Genomic DNA, 16,712 nt, shown 5'->3' on the forward strand with positions numbered 1-16,712 from the left:
TTGCTCACCGCAGTATTGCCGCACTCTCTGGCGGCAGTCGCAGCGTGCCGTCGGCGCCGGGCGGTTCGACCGGTTGCCAGGCGGCTACGACCTGCCGCGCTCCCGCCGCCCACAGCTCGGCCGGCCGGTCGCCGAGGTTGACCGCGACGTGGTACGGGCCGCGCCGGAAGTGGACCGTACGGGCGGTCACCGTGAGGGCTTCGTACTCCCAGCGAGGGTCGGTCAGTTCCGGAGCGGTGCGGCGGAGCGCGATCAATGTGCGGTACCAGGCGAGCAGTTCCGCGTGAGGGGTGCGGTCCGGCTCGGTCCAGTCGAGGCAGGAGCGGTCGTGGGTCGCAGGGTCCTGGGGGTCCGGGATGTCCGCCTCGGGCCAGCCGTGGGCGGCGAACTCCCGGCGCCTGCCCTGGCGGACAGCCTCCGTCAGGGCCGGATCCGTATGGTCGGTGAAGTACTGCCAGGGCGTACGGGCGCCCCACTCCTCGCCCATGAACAGCATCGGGGTGAACGGTGCGCACAGCACCAGCGTCGCCGCGCAGGCCAGCAGGCCGGGGGAGAGGCGGGCGGAGAGGCGGTCGCCGAGCGCCCGGTTGCCGATCTGGTCGTGGGTCTGGGCGTAGCCGAGCAGGCGGTGCGCGGGGGTGGTGTGCGGGTCGAGGGGGTGGCCGTGGGGGCGGCCCCGGAAGGAGGAGTACGTGCCGTCGTGGAAGAAGCCGCCGCGCAGTGTCTTGGCGAGGGCGTGCGCCGGGTCGGCGGCGAAGTCGGCGTAGTAGCCGTGGGATTCGTCGGTCAGCGCGGTGTGCAGGGCGTGGTGGAAGTCGTCGTTCCACTGGGCGTGGATCCCGCATCCGCCTTCCGCGCGCGGGGTGGTGATGGCCGGGTCGTTGAGGTCGGACTCGGCGATGAGGAAGAGGGGGCGGCCGAGGTCATCGGCCAGGGCGTCGACGGCTGTGGAGAGTTCTGTGAGGAAGCGGTGGGGGCGGAGCAGGGCGTGCACCGCGTCCAGCCGCAGCCCGTCCAGCCGGTAGTCGCGCAGCCAGGCCAGGGCGCTGCCGGTCAGGTACGCCCCTACCTCGTCGGAGTCCAGGTCGATGGCGGCACCCCAGGGGGTGCCGTGGGCCTCGGTGAAGTACGGCCCGTACGCGGGCAGATGGTTGCCCGACGGGCCGAGGTGGTTGTGCACGACGTCCAGGACGACGCCCAGCCCGTGCCCGTGCGCCGCGTCCACGAACCGCCGCAGCCCGTCCGGCCCGCCGTAGGGCTCGTGGACGGCCCACGGGGCCACCCCGTCGTACCCCCACCCGTGGCGGCCGGGGAAGGGGCACACCGGCATCAGCTCCACGTGCGTGATGCCCAAGCCGGCCAAGTAACCGAGTCGTTCAGCGGAAGAGTCGAAGGTGCCCTCGCGCGTGAACGTGCCGACGTGCAGCTCGTACAGCACCGCCCCCGGCAGTGGGCGGCCCGCCCAGGCTCGCCGCCAGGCGAAGTCAGGGGATAGAGGAGCGCTCAGCCCGTCCGGCCCGTCCGGCTGGCGCCGCGACCGGGGGTCGGGCCGCACAGGTCCGTCGTCCAGGGCGAACCCGTAGCGGCCGGCGGGGCCGGAACCGCACCACCAACCCGCGCGGGCCGGATCGCGCTTCATGGCGTATGTCCGGCCCTCCGCGTGCAGGGTCAATCGTGACGCGTACGGCGCCCACACCTCGTACAGCACGAGGCGAGCCTTCCCTCACCGCTGCTGGTGCAGTCCCCGACCGGCCAGTGACAGCATGACCTCGCCCACCGCCTCCGACAGCGTCGGGTGCGGATGGATGTGCTGGGCCACATCGGCGGCCTCGGCGTCCCAGCCGACGATCAGCTGGCTCTCGGCGATCATCTCCGAGACGTGCGGGCCCACGAGGTGGACGCCCAGGACCCGGCCGTCCCGGTCGGCGACGGCCTTCACCCCGCCGGTCTGCCCGTGCACCATGCCCTTGGCCACTGCCGCCAACGGCATGGTGTTGCACACCACTTCATGACCCCGCGCCTTGGCCTCCGCCTCCGTGAGGCCGACCGACGCGGTCTGCGGGCTGGAGTAGGTGACGCGCGGTACGGCCGCGTAGTCGACGGGCTGCGGCGTACGGCCCGCGAGGGTCTCGGCGACCACCAGCCCCTCGGCGAACGACGCGTGCGCCAGACCCAGGGACGGCGGGGGCAGCAGATCGCCCACCACATGGATGCCGGGTACGGACGTCTCCAGCCGAGCCCAGTCGGCCGGGGCGACGAAGCCGCGTCCGTCCGTGGCGAGCCCCGCCTCCGTGAGGCCGAGGCCGTCGGTGACGGGGGCCCGGCCCACGGCCACCAGCAGCCGTGCCACGTCGAGTTCGAGTGTCTCGCCGCGCGCGGTGCGGATCGTGGCGCGTACGCCGTCGTCGTACGGGCGTGCGTCCTCCAGCCGTGCGCCCGTGTGCACCTCGATGCCCCGCTGCGTCAGCCCGCGCCGCAGGAGGCGGCTGACGTGGTCGTCCTCGAGCGGCAGCAGCCGCTCGGCCGCCTCCACGAGAATCACCCGGGCTCCCATCGAGCGGTGCAGCGAGGCGTACTCGACGCCGATCGCGCCCCCGCCCAGCACCAGGACCGACTCCGGCAGGCCGGGTGCGAACAGCGCGTCGTCGCTGGTGACGACGCGCGAGCCGTCGGGCTCGAGCCCCGGCAGGGTGCGCGGGCGCGAACCCGTGGCGAGCACGATCCCGCGCCGGGCCCGCCAGCCGTCCCCGGCCTCCTCGCCGGAGTCCACCCGGACCGTCCGGGGGCCGGTGAGCGAGACCGAGCCGCGCACGATGCGTACGCCCGCGTGCGTCAAGTGGTTCTCCACGCCTCGGTGGTTGCGGGAGACGATGTCATCACGCGTCGCGGTGAGCGCGGACCAGTCGACGGAGTCGAGCGTCGCCCGTACTCCCCACCGCTCGCGCGCTTCCGTGATTCCGTCCACCAGTTCCGCCGCGTGCAGCATCGCCTTGCTCGGAATGCAGCCGCGGTGCAGGCACGTACCGCCCACGAGATCGCGTTCCGCGAGGACGACCTCGAGCCCGAGCCCTGCCGCGCGCAGCGCGGTGCTGTAACCGCCTGTCCCGCCGCCGATGACGATGACATCCGTCTCTTTCATGCCTCGACCCTCCGCCCACCAGGGACGATGAGTCCAACGCAATTCTTCGATCGTGCTGATGAGGGATGTTCATGAGCCTGCGGCAGATGGAATACCTGGTTGCTGTGATGGAGGAGCGATCCTTCACCCGCGCCGCGGAGACCCTCAACGTCACGCAGTCCGCGCTGTCGCACCAGATCAAGGCGCTGGAACGAGAGGTCGGCGGGCGGCTCCTGGAACGGCTGCCCCGAGGCGTCGGGCTCACGCCCATGGGGCGGGCCTTCCTGCCGCACGCCGAGCGTGCCGTCCGCAGCGCCGGTCAGGCGCGGCGGGCCGCCCGGGCGGCGGCGGGGGCGGAGGGTGGCGAGCTGCACATCGCCACGCTGCACGCGTTGGCTGTCGGCATGCTGCCGCCGGTGTTCGCCCGGTGGCGGAGGGAGTTCCCGGACGTCCTGCTGCACCTCCACGAGTACGCCACCACCGAGGAGTTGCGGGACGGCATGGAACGCGGCGTCGCCGACGTCGCGGTCGGCCCGCGGCCCGAGGCGTGGCCCGGGCCCGTGGTATCGCTCGGCGACGAGGAGATCGTCGTCGTCACCAACGCCGCGGATCCCCTCACCGGGCGGGCTGATCCCGTAGGCCTGGCCGACCTGGCGGACCACGCGTGGGTGCGCTGTCAGCTCGAACCGAGGGTCCATGGGCAGAGGTGGCTGGACTGGGCCTGCGCACAGCACGGCTTCCGTCCCCTGACCATCCTGGAGACCGAGCACACTTCCACGGCGGTCCGTATGGCAGCGGCGGGCGTGGGCATAGTGGCGGCACCGCTCCACCTCGCCGCCACGGTCGAGGGGGCCGCGGTGGTCCGGGTCTCCCCGGAATGGCGGCGCGAGCAGACGGCGTTCTCGCGTGTGGAACTCACGGGTGTCGCGACCGAGTTCGTGCGTGCGTGCACAGAGGCCTACGCTGCCGGGGCGTAGGGCCTGCGGGTGTTCCTGTACGTGGCGGGAACAGCCAGGCCGGCCGGCACTGTTGCACAGGCCGAGGCATTTTCACGCAGGAGGACTGTTTTATGAATGACCGGCCCTTGACGCTCATGGCGGTGCACGCCCACCCCGACGATGAGGCCACTGGAACGGGGGGTGTCCTCGCGCGGTATGCGGCGGAGGGCATCCGCACGGTCCTCGTGACGTGTACGGACGGCGGTTGCGGCGACGGGCCGGATGGTGCCAAACCAGGTGATCCCGGGCACGATCCGGCGGCCGTCGCCTCGATGCGGCGTCAAGAACTCGAGGCAAGCTGCGACGTCTTGAAGATCAGCAATCTGGAGATGCTGGACTATGCCGACTCCGGGATGATGGGCTGGCCGGCCAACGTCGCCCCCGGATCCTTCTGGCAGACCCCCGTGGAGGAGGGCGCTGCCCGACTCGCGGAACTCATGCGGCGCTACCAGCCCGATGTGGTCGTGACCTACGACGAGAACGGCTTCTACGGCCACCCCGACCACATCCAGGCCAACCGCATCACGATGGCGGCGCTGGCGATGACCGGGCTGACACCGAAGGTGTACTGGACGACGGTGCCCCGCTCGACGATGCAGCGGTTCGGGGAGACCATGCGCGAGTTCGCTGGGGAAGGGCAGGAGCCGGATCCCGCCGAGACCGCCGCGATGGCCGAGATCGGACTCCCCGATGAGGAGATCACCACCTGGGTGGACACCGCTGCGTTCGGCGGCCAGAAGTTCGACGCGCTGGCTGCGCACGCCAGCCAGGGCGAGAACATCTTCTTCCTCAAGATGGGCCAGGAAAGGTTCACCGAGTTGATGGGCATGGAGACCTTCGTGCGTGTCCAGGACACCACCGGTGCGGCCGTGCCCGAGAACGACCTCTTCGCCGGACTGCGCTGATCCGCCACGGCGGCGTAGGGGCCTGCCTGCGCCGCCTGCGCGTGGGGGCGCGTACTACGCCGGGTCCACCGTCAGGTGGAGGACGGTCTCGGTGGTGGAGGGTCCGTCCGCGCCGCCGCTGTGGACGTGCACCGAGTAGGTACCGGGCCGGTCCCCGCCGCCCGGGACAAGCGGCTTTGTCGTCGCCTTTCCCTCCTTGTCGGTGGTGAGCCAGGTACGACCCGTGAGTTGACCGTCCTCGTCGCGGGTTACCCAGAACTCGACTCCGAGGCCTGCCGGATCACCTGTGCGGGAATTCTTGGCCTGGACGGTCATCGGCGCGAAAGCCTGATACTGCTTGACGTGCTGACCGTCGCCCGCTACCGCTTCGAGGCGTTCTGCGTACGGGGTGATCGCCAGGTCGAAAGTGACCGGGTTGGATACGCCTTCGGCGCTGACTTCGACGGGAACGAGGCCCACGCCCCACGTGAGCGGGTCGTTGAATCCCAAATTCCACGCGCGGAAGCGGAATTGGGACCGGCCGTCGGCGTCGGTGATGGTCGTGAGCGGGCTGCTTCCTTCGTCCTCGCGCGCCACCAGACGGTTCCGGTCGAATTTCCAGGTGAGGGTGTTGTTGGGCACGGGGTGGCCGTCGTGGGTGACGCGCATCTGGACCAGTGCGAAATCACTGCCGACCGAAGTGTCCTGCTTGGCGCCGGCAGTGATGTGCAGTTCGTAGCCCTGCTGTCGAGGCACTGGCTATCCCTCTCGTGAGGCGGTGGCAGTTGTCTCGGCTCCCGTAGCCGGATCGGGGCCGACGGTCGCCGTAACAGCGATGGAACGTGCGACCTTCATCGAAATCCCACTCCTTCCGGGGGCTCTTCGCTGTGCCGTCGAGTGACAGCGGAGAAGGCGGCGGATCGCGCCGTGGAGCCATGCTGTCGGATGTGCTGAGGGGAGGACAAGCGGCCTGTGTCCGCCAATGCGAGGTGCCCTCACGGCAAGCGGTCCATCATTGGGGAGTGCCGCATGTGAACTGCGAGAGGCCAGGGAAGAGAGGGGTGTTGCAGTCCCGTATGGAAGGGGAATGCGCGGTGGCCGGGCGGGGAGTTGGTCGCCGACTGGGTGGCCGAGAAAGGCCGCTCCCACATTCCTGGCGTAAATCCGCCCTTCTGGGGAAACGATGCTGCGCGCCACGCTGGTGGGCGTCGAATGGGACGGGATGTGGGTCTCCCGTCGGAGAGCAGGAAGGGGTCTTGGTCAATTCCTGAACGGAACTTCGCCGCACGTATCCGAGGAGGCCTGTATGGAGTTCATCGGCTACTTCCCTCAGTGGGGTATCTACCCTGCCCCTGGCGGAAGGAACTACACGCTCCGGAACCTGGTGGACGACGGCGTGGCAGAGCGGCTGACGATCCTCAACTACGCGTTCGAGAACATCTCGAGGAAAGTCGACCAGCCGGACGATCCCGACTGCCTCAAGAAGGTGCACTCGGGCTACAGGGCCTTTGAGGCCACAAAGACGTTGCGCCCGTCGAATCCACCCACAGCGGACGATGCCAATGACGTCGGGGACGCCGACGCCGACTGGGTCGTGCCGTTCAAGGCCGACGTGGGAGGCAAGCCCGCGGAGCAGTATCCGTCCGTCGACGGCCAGGCCGACCCGGGTTGGTGGGGCGACGGAAAGGCGCTCAAGGGAAATTTCAATCAGCTCAAAAAGCTCAAGAAGAAGTATCCCCACCTCAAGGTGCTGGTCTCGTTGGGCGGTTGGACCTACAGCAGGAACTGGTCCGAGGCCGCGAAGACGCCGGAGCGCCGGAAGGAGTTCGTCTCCTCGTGCATCGACCTGTTCATCAAGGGAAACCTGCCCGAGGTGATCTGGACCGACACCGAGCAAATTCCGCGGCAGTGCAGGAAGGTTCTGGAGATCAGCGGAAAGGGCCTCGCGGCCGGTGTCTTCGACGGCATCGACATCGACTGGGAGTGGCCCGGTTGCGACAAGGGGCTTCACGGGAACACGTACGATCCCGAGCACGACAAGGCGAACTTCGTGGAGCTCTTGAAGGAGTTCCGCAAGCAGCTGGATGACCCGGCGCTGGTCAAGGCCAACTCGCCACGCGGAGGGAAGTACCTGCTGACCGCCTTCCTCCCCGCCGACCCGGCGATCATGGATGCCGGGTGGGACGTGAAGAAGGTCATGGAGTGCCTCGACTTCGGCAACATCCAGGGGTACGACTTCCATGGCGCGTGGCCACCGATCGAGAAGACCGACCAGCAGTCCGCGCTCTATCCGTCGGGCACAGGACTCTCGGTGGAGAGTGCGGTCAACCGCTGGATCGAGGCGGCGGGAGAAAGTGCCCGTGCGAAGCTGACCTTCGGGATCCCGTACTACGGGCGTGGCTGGAGCGGGGTCGGAACGGAGCATGCCGACGGGCTGTACAACTCGGCGACCGCGCCGGCGAAGGGCCGGTGGGAGGACGGCGTCAACGAATACCGCGAGCTCGTCAAGCTCGTCAAGGAGGACGAGAGCTACAAGCTGTACCGTGCGAAGAACGATAGCTTCGCCTGGCTGTACAGCACCAAGGATCGCGTCTTCTGGACCATCGACGACCCGCAAGTCGTGCACCAAAAGGCTCTCTACGCGCGGAAGAAGAATCTGGGCGGGGTCATGGTCTACTCACTCGACGGCGACCCGTCCGGCGTGCTCACCAAGAAGATCCGCGACGGACTCGACGGCAAGCCCCTGCCTAATGGCGTGAACGGGAACTGATCACCGTCGACGACCGGTTCAGCGCTTCGGCCCCTGCCCATCGGCGGGGGCCGTCCGCGTGATGCGGCGCCCCCGTTACGACGAGTGGCTCGCAGGTTAACAGGCGGAGAAATCAAGTGAGTTGGCATTGCCACGTCAAACTCCGCGCGCATTAATGATGCCTATGAGAATCCCCCCACGCCTCAAGGCCCTCACCGGCGCCGTTGTCATAGCCGGCGCCCTCCTCACCGGCCCGGCCGCCGTCGGCGCGAGCGCCGCCGCCCCGGCTGCCGCGCACACCGTCACCATCAAGTCGGTCGGCAGCATCTGTTACTCCGCGCTGCCCTCCCAGGCGCACGACACCCTCGACCTGATCGCCCAGGGCGGCCCGTACCCGTACGAGCAGGACGGCACCGTCTTCGGCAACCGCGAGGGTGAGCTGCCGGATCAGGACTACGGCTACTACCACGAGTACACGGTCGTCACGCCGGGCTCGCCGACGCGAGGTGCACGCCGCATCGTCACCGGTGAGCAGACCCGGGAGGACTACTACACCTCGGACCACTACGCGACGTTCAGCCTCGTCGACTTCAGCTGCTGACACGGGAGTTCGCCGTAGACGGAACACGGCGGAAGGGCCGGGCCCCCTCGGGGGTCCGGCGCGTCATGCACCGGGCGAACCCATGAGGCGGCGTCGCAGCCAGGCGGGGAAATGCCCGAGGCCGGGCAGGATCACCTGCGCCCCCGCCGAACGCAGCGCTTCCGCGCCGGAGACTCCGTTGGCGATGCCCACGGACAGCGCTCCGGCAGCTCGTGCGCCGTACATGTCGCCGATGTGATCGCCCACATGGATCGCGGCGCCGTAGCGACGCAGGGCGACGGCCCTGCCATCGGTCCACAACGAGCCCTCGACGACGTCGGCTTCGATCCCGAGGTGATCGAGATGGAGGCGGGTGTTGCGGGAGTGCCGCGCGGTGGTGACCAGCACCCGGCCGCCCAGGGTCCGGGCGGCGTGGACGGCCTCGCGGGCGCCCGGCATCGCGGGCGAGAGCGTGACGCCGTGCCGTGGATAGCCCGCCACGCAGATGTCGCGCGCCCTGGTGACCCGGTCCTCCGGGAACCAGTTGCGCAACTCCTGCTCCAGCGGCAGGTCGACGCGGCTCGTGGCCACGTCGACGTCGATGTACGTGCCGGTGGCCGCCGCCAGGGCTCCGTAGGCGGCGCGGACGGCGGGGCGGGTGTCGACGAGGGTGAAGTCGAGGTCGAAGCTGATGGTGAATCGGTGGGGAGTGAAGTGGTTCATGGGGTGCAGATCGTGGGCAGGGGTGGCCCGGCCCGCTCCGAGGGGGGATCAGGGCGGCGGGCCGGGCCGGTACGGCCGCGCAACAGGGGGGTGGGTCGACGCGGCCGGTTCCGGGGCCGACGGCGGTGCGCCGTGGGTCAGCTCGCGGTCTTGAAGACCTTCGTGTTGCGCGAGGAGCAGGACGACTTCTCGGCGCTCGTCATGGGGCGGGTCTTGACGACGACCGCGTTGTGGACGCCGTCGGTCCCGTTGGGGGCGGGGCCGGTGATGGTGTCGTTGACGTACCAGTAGTAGTGACCCGCCTTGGGGTCGTCGTAGTGGGTCTGCCAGGTGCCGGACACGTCCCGCATCGCTTGGGCCCGGGAGATCCAGCCGACCTCGCCCGGCTTGACGGTCATGCCCAAGGAACTGGTCTCGGAGTGTGAACTGGACCAGGTGTGGCTGTAGTTCGCCTGCACGCTGACGTCGACGATGCCCTCGATCTTGCCGCCGACGGATATCGTCACGCCGGCCGTGTCGCTGGCGCCGACCGTGTCGGACCAGGACATCGTCTGGGTGGCGTCCGAGCTGGTGCAGTTGTGGAGCTCGTCGGAGACGCGCCGGTAGTCGCCCAGGTAGGCCGTGCCGAACTGCGGGTCGTTGAAGGTGCACTTGCCCGCGCCGGAGGCGCAGTCGGCCATGATCTGCTTGGCGCTGAGGTCGGCGGCGGAGGCGGGGAGGGCCGCGGCGGCCACCATGCCCATCGCGGCGGCCGAGAGCACCAGGGCGCGGCGGCCGTACCGCCGTCTTCTGCGTTCCGTCATGGGCGTACTCCTCTTCGAAACGTGGTGGGGGGTAACCGGGGCGGTCACTGTGCGATGCGGAAGACACTGGTCCGAATGTCCGGCCGAATACACCAAGAACTGGCAAAGTCGTCGTCTGTCGCCATATTTGCGGGAAACCCGCAGGGGCTTTTCGGAAGACCCGCAACGGCCTTGTCTTGTGCGGGCTTTGGTCCCCGGGGCGCGATGTGCGGCCCGTGTGCCGCCGGGTGATGCCTTCACTCCCGAAAGGCGCGTTTATTTCCAGGGAACTCGATCGCGGCCTTTCCGGCCGAAGGACCACCCGGGGATGGTGGACGGAAAGGGCCCTCCGACGCCCGGAGAGGATCGTGCCCATGCTGTCCTTCCCCGCCCTGACCCGTCTGCTGGTGGAGCATTTCGGTCTCGACGAGGCGAGTGTGCGCCCCGAGGCCACGTTCGAGGAACTGGAGATGGACTCTGTCGCCCTGGTGGAACTCGCGGTCGTCGTCGAGGACACGCTCGGTGTGCGGCTGCCCGACACCGATATCGGGCTGAGGCTGTCGAGCACCCTCGCCGAGGCCGTGGAAATCCTGGAGAAGGCCGCGCTCCTCCCCGAGACCGACCCCGTGCCACGGAGCGGGGCGTGAGCCGGACCGAGGTCGCCGTCACCGGCCTGGGGCTGACCACACCCGCCGGGCTGGGCCTGGAAGCCACATGGCAAGCACTGTGCGCGGGCATGTCGACGGCGGCCTTCGACCCCCGGCTCGCCGCGCTGCCCGTGACGTTCTCCTGCCGGATCCCCGACGGTGCCCTGGAGACAGCGGTCGGACGCAGGCTCGGCTGGCGTACGGACCGGTTCATCCAGCTGGCCCTCGTGACGGCGAGGGAGGCCGTTCAGGACGCCGGTCTCGACCCGAAGGCGTGGGACGGCAACCGGGTCGGTGTCGTCATCGGCGTCGGCAGCGGCAGCCACGACACCGCCCCGCAGTCCTACTCCCACCTCGCGCAGCACCGCTTCCGGGCCATCTCGCCCACGGCGATTCAGCGCTCTTCACCGAACATGGCGGCAGGCGAAGTCGGCATCGACATACGCGCGTTCGGGCCCAACCTGGCGGTGAGCACCGCATGCGCCTCCGGAGCGACAGCCCTGGGGGTGGCCAAGTCCCTGGTGGAGGCGGGGGCTTGCGACATCGTCGTCGCCGGCGGCAGCGATTCGGCTTCCGCCTCCCTGCTCGCGGCGGCGGTGTTCTGGCGCATGGGCGCCCTCTCCGTCCGCAACGACGACCCCGCCGCGGCCTCGCGGCCCTTCGACGCCGACCGCGACGGGTTCGTGCTGGGCGAGGGCGCCGGGATGCTGATCCTGGAGCGGCTGGAGCACGCGCGGGCGCGCGGAGCGCGGCCCTACGCGCTGCTCACCGGTTACGGCGCCTCGGCCGACGCACACCACCCGACGATGCCGCACCCCGACGGAGAAGGCACCGAGCGCGCAGTGCGCGCCGCGCTCGCCGACGCGCGCCTGGCGCCGGGAGACATCGGGCACGTCAACGCGCATGCCTCCGCCACGCGCCTGAACGACCTGGCGGAAGCCCGGGCGCTGCGCCGGGTGTTCGGCACACCGCCGGCGGTGACCGCGACCAAGAGCGCACTGGGGCATGCCATCGGCGGGGCCGGCGCGATCGGGGCGGTGTGCTGCGTCCTGGCACTGGAGCGGCAGATGATCCCCCCGACCGTCAACCTCGACCGGCTGGATCCGGAGATCGATCTCGATGTGGTGACCGGAGCCGCACGGGCGTGCCGCCTCGAGGCGGCGGTCACGACCGCCGCCGGTTTCGGCGGCCAGAACGCGTGCCTGGTGTTCGCGCGGGCGTGAGCGGGTCCTGGCCGGATCAGCCACCGGATCAGTGGTGAGCAGCAGGCTCCCAGGCGAATCGTCCGGTGAGTGCGCGGGGCAGGTGACGCAGTCCCCAGGCGGCGGTCTTGTAGCGGATGCCCGGGACGCTGAGGACGGCGCCGCGCCGCAGGCCGCGCAGGGCTGAGCGGGCCACATAGTCGGCGTCCAGCCAGAGCCACGACGCCGGCCAGGCTGTACTGATCCCGGCGCGCTGGTGGAATTCGGTGCGGGTGTACCCGGGGAGCAGCGCCATCATCCGCACCCCGGAATCCCTGACCCGGCGCGAACGGGCGAGGGACTCGGTGAAGTTGACCAGCCACGCCTTGCTGGCGGGATAGGTCGAGTCGAGCCAGGCGGGCCCCAGGCCCGCCACACTCGCCACGTTGACGATGGCTCCGCTCCGGCGCGGGATCATCGTGCCGAGCGCGGCGTGGGTGAGCCGCATGGGAGCGCGCACATTGAGGTCGAGGAGGTACTCCTCGTCGGCGACGGCATTCGCGGTGAAGGGCGAGGCGTAGCCCATGCCGGCGTTGTTGACCAGGAGATCGACAGGCGGATCCCCCTCGGTGAGCCGTGACACGGTCGCGGCGCATCCCTGGGCCGAACTGAGGTCGGCGGGGAGGACCTCCACGCTCGCGGCACCCGCGGCGGTCATCTGCCGGGCCGTCTCCTCCAGCGCGGATTCGGTCCGGGCGACGAGCACGAGGGCGGCCCCGTCCCGGGCCAGGGCCTGGGCGAAGGCCTTCCCCAGACCGGCTGTCGCTCCGGTGACGAGCGCGGTGGGCACGGTGCCTCCAGATGGCCGGGGACGGGTCAGGGCAGCAGGTGGCGGATGCCGTCGAGCCGGGCCTCGGCGGCATCCTCGGTGCGGTGCGGCAGACTGTGGCTGAGGTGCGAGGGGGTGAGCGGGGTGGCGGGGATCCCGGCCAGCGGCTCGCGAATGGCCTCGAATGCCGAGGCGACGGCGGTGAGTTGGCCGTCGGTGTGGGTGGCGCCGAAGCTGGCGCGCAGGCAGGCCGATGCGGCGGGCGGCATGACCGCGCTGACGTACACACCACGGTCCAGCAGCAGCCGCCAGGCGACGGCGGTGTGCAGCTCGTCCCCCACATCGACCGGGACGAGGGGGGTGCTGCCGGGTGGCACCCGGTAGCCGAGGGCGGTCAGTTCGCGGCGCATGCGGCCGGCGTTGTCCAGGGCGGCACGGCAGCGCCGGGGTTCGGCACGCAGGATGCGCAGGGCAGCAAGGGCCGCAGCGGTGTTTGCGGGGCTGGCACCGGCCGAGAAGACCAGGGGACGCGCGTGGTGCCGAAGGAACTCGATGACGGACTCCTCCCCGAGGACGGCGCCGCCGATGGAGGCGAGCGCCTTGGAGAACGTCACGGTGATCAACGGGACTTGGCCGGTCAGCCCGTGGTGCGCACAGGTGCCGCGGCCGTCCGCGAGCACCCCGGCGCCGTGGGCGTCGTCGACGACCAGGGTGGCACGGTGTTCGCGGCAGACACGGACGAGATCCGGCAACGGGCACAGATCGCCGCGCATGCTGTAGACCCCGTCGACGACGACCATACGTGCCGCCCTGCCGGGAAGGGTGGCCAACTGCGTGGCGAGCCGGTCGGTGTCGTTGTGGGGGAACCAGTGGACCTTGGCGCGGCTGAGCCGTGCCGCGTCGACCAGCGAGGCGTGCGCCTCCTCGTCGACGAACACATGGTCACCGGTCCGGCACAGACCGGCGACGGCGCCGAGGCTCGCCTGGTAACCGGTGGCGAAGACGAGCGCGGCCGGCTTGCCGAAGAACTCCGCGAGCTCCTGCTCGAGTTGCTCGTGCAGCGCCAGGTTGCCGTTGAGCAGGCGGGAGCCCGAGGGGCCGGCCCCGTACCGCCGGGCGGCGTCCGCGGCGGCCTCCACCACGCGGGGGTCGGCACTCAGCCCGAGGTAGTCACCGGATCCGCAGACGATGACCTCGCGGTCGCCCACGGCGCGGGCCGCGCCGGGACCGGCCCCGGTGAACGGCTGGTAGAACGGGTAGAGACCCAGCTCCTTGGCCAGCCGGGAACGGGTGAAGGAGGCACACCTGTCGACGATGTCCATGTGCTCGTACGGTCGCATCCGGGACGAGCGGGGCCAAGTGGCGCACGGATGCACGGCCGTCCCGCCCCGCACCTCCGCACGCTTCTTCCGGGCACCGGCCGTCTCATGCTCACCTGGAATCTGCCCCCCGGCCGACCGGATCGCAGCTGAAGCGGAGGCGCCGGTGCGGAACTTGGGTGAGACCGGAACCTGGGACCGCATCGCTGCGGTCATCGCCTTTGTCATCAATCCCAACAAGTGGATCCACTGGGCCAACCCGTACATCTGGTATCTGGCTCTCAGGGGCGGACCCGTCCCGCGCGGTGCCATGGGCAAGGGCATGCACGCCGCCCAGGTCCGGGCGTGGAAAGCCGGGCGCCGGTCCCGGAAGAGGAGCAGCTGACCGATGACGAGGCAGCAGGACTGCCGACTGCCTCCGGGGCCCAGGGCACCTGCGCTCGTGCAGTCGTTACGGTTTCTGCGCGATCCCTACGCGGTGCTGGCGAAGCAGCATGCCGCATTCGGTGACGTCTTCACCCTCCGCATCACCGGCTGGGGCCCCGTCGTCCTGGCAAGCCATCCCGAAGAGATCCGGAAGGTCTTCACCGCACCCCCGGACATCCTGGCCGCCGGGCGGGCCCGTTGGGTACTCGACCTGATCTACGGCACCCATTCCCTCCTCACCCGCGACGGCCCCGAACACGCGCGGCAGCGGCGCCTCCTCCTGCCGTGGTTCCACCGCACTCACATCGAGCACGGACAGCGTCTCGCCCTGGAAACCACGAGCAAGGCCATGACGACCTGGCCGACGGACCGGCCCTTCCCGCTCGTCCCCCGTCTGATGACGGTCGCCACCGACGTACTGATCCGCAAGTTCCTCCGGGTCGGCCGTGAAGAGGCAGCGCGCATCAAAAAGCTCCTGCACGAGTTCGTCGACGCAGCACATCATCCGCTGGTCTTCAACTCCCCGTCGGCCTGGACCGCGTTGCCCTTGGGGCCATGGCGGCACTACCGGCGCACCCGCGACCGCCTGGACGCACACCTGCGGGACCTCATCGCCGTGCGCAAGGCACATCCCCCGCGCACGGACGAGGACCTCCTCGCATTCCTGCTCCAGGACACGCCGGGAAGCCCGCCACTCGACGACGCCACCCTGCGCGACATCATCGTGGTCGTTCTCGGCAGCGGTGCGGAGACCGTCGCCTACAGCACGGCCTGGGCAGCGGAGACCATCCTGGCCCACGAGGACGTGACCGAACACATCCGGCGCGAGCTGCAACAGGTCACCGGCGGAGCCCCGTTGAGCGTGGAGCATCTGCCTCGGCTCCGCTGCCTGGAGGCCGCAGTCGTCGAGGCGATGCGTCTCCGCCCGATCAACCCGATCGTGCCCCGCCGCGTCCTCGAACCCGGATTCTCCGTCGCCGGCTTCACGCTGCCCGTCGGCACATACGTAGCGGCCAACGGCTTCGGCGCGCAGCACCGGGCGGAGTCCCACCCGGACCCCGCCCTCTTCCGCCCCGAACGGTGGCTGGACAGCAGGCCGGACCACTACTCCTGGCTGCCCTTCGGGGGCGGTGCCCGAAAGTGCATTGCCGCCTCTTTTGCCCTGCACGAAATACAAGCCATTACGGCGGGCCTGCTCTTCCAAGGCAACCTGCGCCTGGCAGGCCCGACAGCCGCGCGCGGCAAGCTGGTTGGCGACATGATCGTCCCTGCGAGGGGGACCGTCGTGACCTTTGTGCCCGACGAGCCCTCGCCGGGCTGACTTCGGCAAGCGGTCGCTCACCCCGCGGGGTCGATCAGGAACCGTCCGAAGCCGTGATCATTTCTTACGGCTTCGGGAGCAATTGAGTTGAGGGCAGGTTGGCCTGAGGGTTCGGCCGGTAGGTGATTCAGCGTGCCGTCGTGGGTTCGCCATCAGGGCGCTTCTCTCTTCATTGGTCGATCAGGGCGATGCCGTGGTCGCCGTATCGGGCCCCTTGGGCCCCGGCGTCGGGGACGGCGGCGTCGATGTCGCCGAGGTCGGTGGCGGTCAGGTGCAGGTCGAGGGCGGCCAGGTTGTCGCGCAGGTGGGGGCGGCGGGAGCTGCCGGGGATGGGGATGACGTCGCTGCCGCGGGTGAGGAGCCAGGCGAGGGCGATCCGGGCGGGGGTGGCGCTCTTGGCGGCGGCGAGGTGGGTGATGGCATCGACGATGGCCAGGTTGGCCTTGAGGTCGTCGCCGTTGTAGCGGGGAGCGGTGGCGCGGAAGTCGCCGGGTTCGTAGCGCGTTGTGGTGCGGACGGCCCCGGTGAGCAGGCCGCGGCCGAGAGGGCTGTAGGCGATCAGGGTGGCGCCGAGGCTGCGGATCGTGGGAAGGATGTCGTTTTCGACATGGCGTTCCCATAGCGAGTACTCGGTTTGGACGGCGCTGATCGGGTGGATGGCGTGGGCGCGGCGGAGGGTGGCGGCCGAGACTTCGGACAGGCCGATGTGGCCCACCTTGCCCTGGGCGACCAGGTCGGCCAGGGCGCCGACGGACTCCTCAACGGGGACGGCTGGGTCGATGCGGGCGAGGTAGTACAGGTCGATGTGATCGGTCCGCAGCCGGCGCAATGAGGCTTCGCAGGCGCGTCGTAGATCGTTGGGTGAGCCGGCGGGGAGCAGGCCTTCGGCGGTGCGGCGTACTCCGGTCTTGGTGGCCAGCACGGCGCGGCCGCGGTGCGGTGCGAGGATCCGGCCGAGGAGTTCCTCGTTTGCTCCGTCGCCGTAGAAGTCGCCGGTGTCGAACATGGTGACGCCCGAATCGAGGGCCTCCAGCAGAGTGGCCGCGGCCTCGTGCGGGTCGGTGAGGCCGTAGGTGCCGGTCATGCTCATGCAGCCGAGGCCGAGTCGGGAGATCGCTGGGCCGTCGGGTCCAAGGGTGGGGTGCATCGTTCCTC

16 protein-coding genes are annotated in these 16,712 nt (G+C 70.0%); 8 read left to right on the forward strand and 8 right to left on the reverse strand.

Annotated elements, in window-relative coordinates:
* Positions 1-4: 4 nt before the first annotated feature.
* On the reverse strand, positions 5-1,708 hold the full coding sequence (gene treZ, locus ACV530_RS06970; RefSeq protein ID WP_494331380.1) for a malto-oligosyltrehalose trehalohydrolase: 1,704 nt from the start codon (positions 1,706-1,708) through the stop codon (positions 5-7).
* Between the two features lie 15 nt (positions 1,709-1,723).
* Positions 1,724-3,139: a dihydrolipoyl dehydrogenase gene (gene lpdA, locus ACV530_RS06975; RefSeq protein WP_494331381.1), complete on the reverse strand. Its 1,416-nt coding sequence runs from the start codon at positions 3,137-3,139 to the stop codon at positions 1,724-1,726.
* A gap of 71 nt (positions 3,140-3,210) precedes the next feature.
* On the opposite strand from lpdA, the gene ACV530_RS06980 reads away from it, so the two are divergent.
* Both ACV530_RS06980 and ACV530_RS06985 read left to right on the forward strand, forming a co-directional pair.
* Complete coding sequence (locus ACV530_RS06980; protein ID WP_494331382.1) at positions 3,211-4,095, forward strand: LysR family transcriptional regulator; 885 nt, start codon at positions 3,211-3,213, stop codon at positions 4,093-4,095.
* A gap of 92 nt (positions 4,096-4,187) precedes the next feature.
* Positions 4,188-5,021 carry a PIG-L family deacetylase gene (locus ACV530_RS06985; RefSeq protein ID WP_494331383.1) on the forward strand — a complete coding sequence of 278 codons (834 nt, stop codon included), beginning with the start codon at positions 4,188-4,190 and terminating at the stop codon, positions 5,019-5,021.
* 54 nt (positions 5,022-5,075) lie between these two features.
* Here the strand turns inward: ACV530_RS06985 and ACV530_RS06990 are convergent, their stop codons facing one another.
* On the reverse strand, positions 5,076-5,669 hold the full coding sequence (locus ACV530_RS06990; RefSeq protein WP_494331384.1) for a hypothetical protein: 594 nt from the start codon (positions 5,667-5,669) through the stop codon (positions 5,076-5,078).
* 637 nt (positions 5,670-6,306) lie between these two features.
* On the opposite strand from ACV530_RS06990, the gene ACV530_RS06995 reads away from it, so the two are divergent.
* Entirely contained in the window at positions 6,307-7,770 is a 1,464-nt protein-coding gene (locus tag ACV530_RS06995) for a glycoside hydrolase family 18 protein (protein WP_494331385.1), read from the forward strand.
* A gap of 163 nt (positions 7,771-7,933) precedes the next feature.
* Positions 7,934-8,350, forward strand: coding sequence for a ribonuclease domain-containing protein (locus ACV530_RS07000; protein ID WP_494331386.1), 417 nt, complete (start codon positions 7,934-7,936; stop codon positions 8,348-8,350).
* A gap of 63 nt (positions 8,351-8,413) precedes the next feature.
* On the opposite strand, the gene ACV530_RS07005 is transcribed toward ACV530_RS07000, so the two are convergent.
* Together ACV530_RS07005 and ACV530_RS07010 are read right to left on the reverse strand one after the other, a co-directional pair.
* Positions 8,414-9,052 carry an HAD family hydrolase gene (locus tag ACV530_RS07005; RefSeq protein ID WP_494331387.1) on the reverse strand — a complete coding sequence of 213 codons (639 nt, stop codon included), beginning with the start codon at positions 9,050-9,052 and terminating at the stop codon, positions 8,414-8,416.
* A gap of 137 nt (positions 9,053-9,189) precedes the next feature.
* Entirely contained in the window at positions 9,190-9,855 is a 666-nt protein-coding gene (locus tag ACV530_RS07010; RefSeq protein WP_494331388.1) for a hypothetical protein, read from the reverse strand.
* A gap of 353 nt (positions 9,856-10,208) precedes the next feature.
* Here ACV530_RS07010 and ACV530_RS07015 point away from each other — a divergent pair, with 353 nt between their 5' ends.
* Positions 10,209-10,481: a phosphopantetheine-binding protein gene (locus ACV530_RS07015; protein WP_494331389.1), complete on the forward strand. Its 273-nt coding sequence runs from the start codon at positions 10,209-10,211 to the stop codon at positions 10,479-10,481.
* Positions 10,478-11,704: a beta-ketoacyl-[acyl-carrier-protein] synthase family protein gene (locus ACV530_RS07020; RefSeq protein WP_494331390.1), complete on the forward strand. Its 1,227-nt coding sequence runs from the start codon at positions 10,478-10,480 to the stop codon at positions 11,702-11,704. The genes ACV530_RS07015 and ACV530_RS07020 overlap by 4 nt, the downstream gene beginning before the upstream one ends.
* A gap of 28 nt (positions 11,705-11,732) precedes the next feature.
* On the opposite strand, the gene ACV530_RS07025 is transcribed toward ACV530_RS07020, so the two are convergent.
* Together ACV530_RS07025 and ACV530_RS07030 are read right to left on the reverse strand one after the other, a co-directional pair.
* Positions 11,733-12,512, reverse strand: coding sequence for an SDR family NAD(P)-dependent oxidoreductase (locus ACV530_RS07025; RefSeq protein ID WP_494331391.1), 780 nt, complete (start codon positions 12,510-12,512; stop codon positions 11,733-11,735).
* A 26-nt stretch (positions 12,513-12,538) separates the two neighbouring features.
* Positions 12,539-13,813, reverse strand: a complete 1,275-nt coding sequence (locus ACV530_RS07030) for an aminotransferase class I/II-fold pyridoxal phosphate-dependent enzyme (RefSeq protein WP_494331392.1) — start codon at positions 13,811-13,813, stop codon at positions 12,539-12,541.
* Between the two features lie 163 nt (positions 13,814-13,976).
* On the opposite strand from ACV530_RS07030, the gene ACV530_RS07035 reads away from it, so the two are divergent.
* Together ACV530_RS07035 and ACV530_RS07040 are read left to right on the forward strand one after the other, a co-directional pair.
* The gene (locus tag ACV530_RS07035) at positions 13,977-14,195 is read left to right on the forward strand and encodes a hypothetical protein (RefSeq protein ID WP_494331393.1); all 219 of its coding nucleotides are present in this window, start codon (positions 13,977-13,979) and stop codon (positions 14,193-14,195) included.
* Between the two features lie 3 nt (positions 14,196-14,198).
* On the forward strand, positions 14,199-15,557 hold the full coding sequence (locus ACV530_RS07040) for a cytochrome P450 (protein WP_494331394.1): 1,359 nt from the start codon (positions 14,199-14,201) through the stop codon (positions 15,555-15,557).
* Between the two features lie 169 nt (positions 15,558-15,726).
* Here ACV530_RS07040 and ACV530_RS07045 read toward each other — a convergent pair whose 3' ends face one another.
* Complete coding sequence (locus ACV530_RS07045; protein WP_494331395.1) at positions 15,727-16,704, reverse strand: aldo/keto reductase; 978 nt, start codon at positions 16,702-16,704, stop codon at positions 15,727-15,729.
* Between the last annotated feature and the right edge of the window lie 8 nt (positions 16,705-16,712).

The organism is Streptomyces sp. SX-6 (assembly GCF_059089585.1).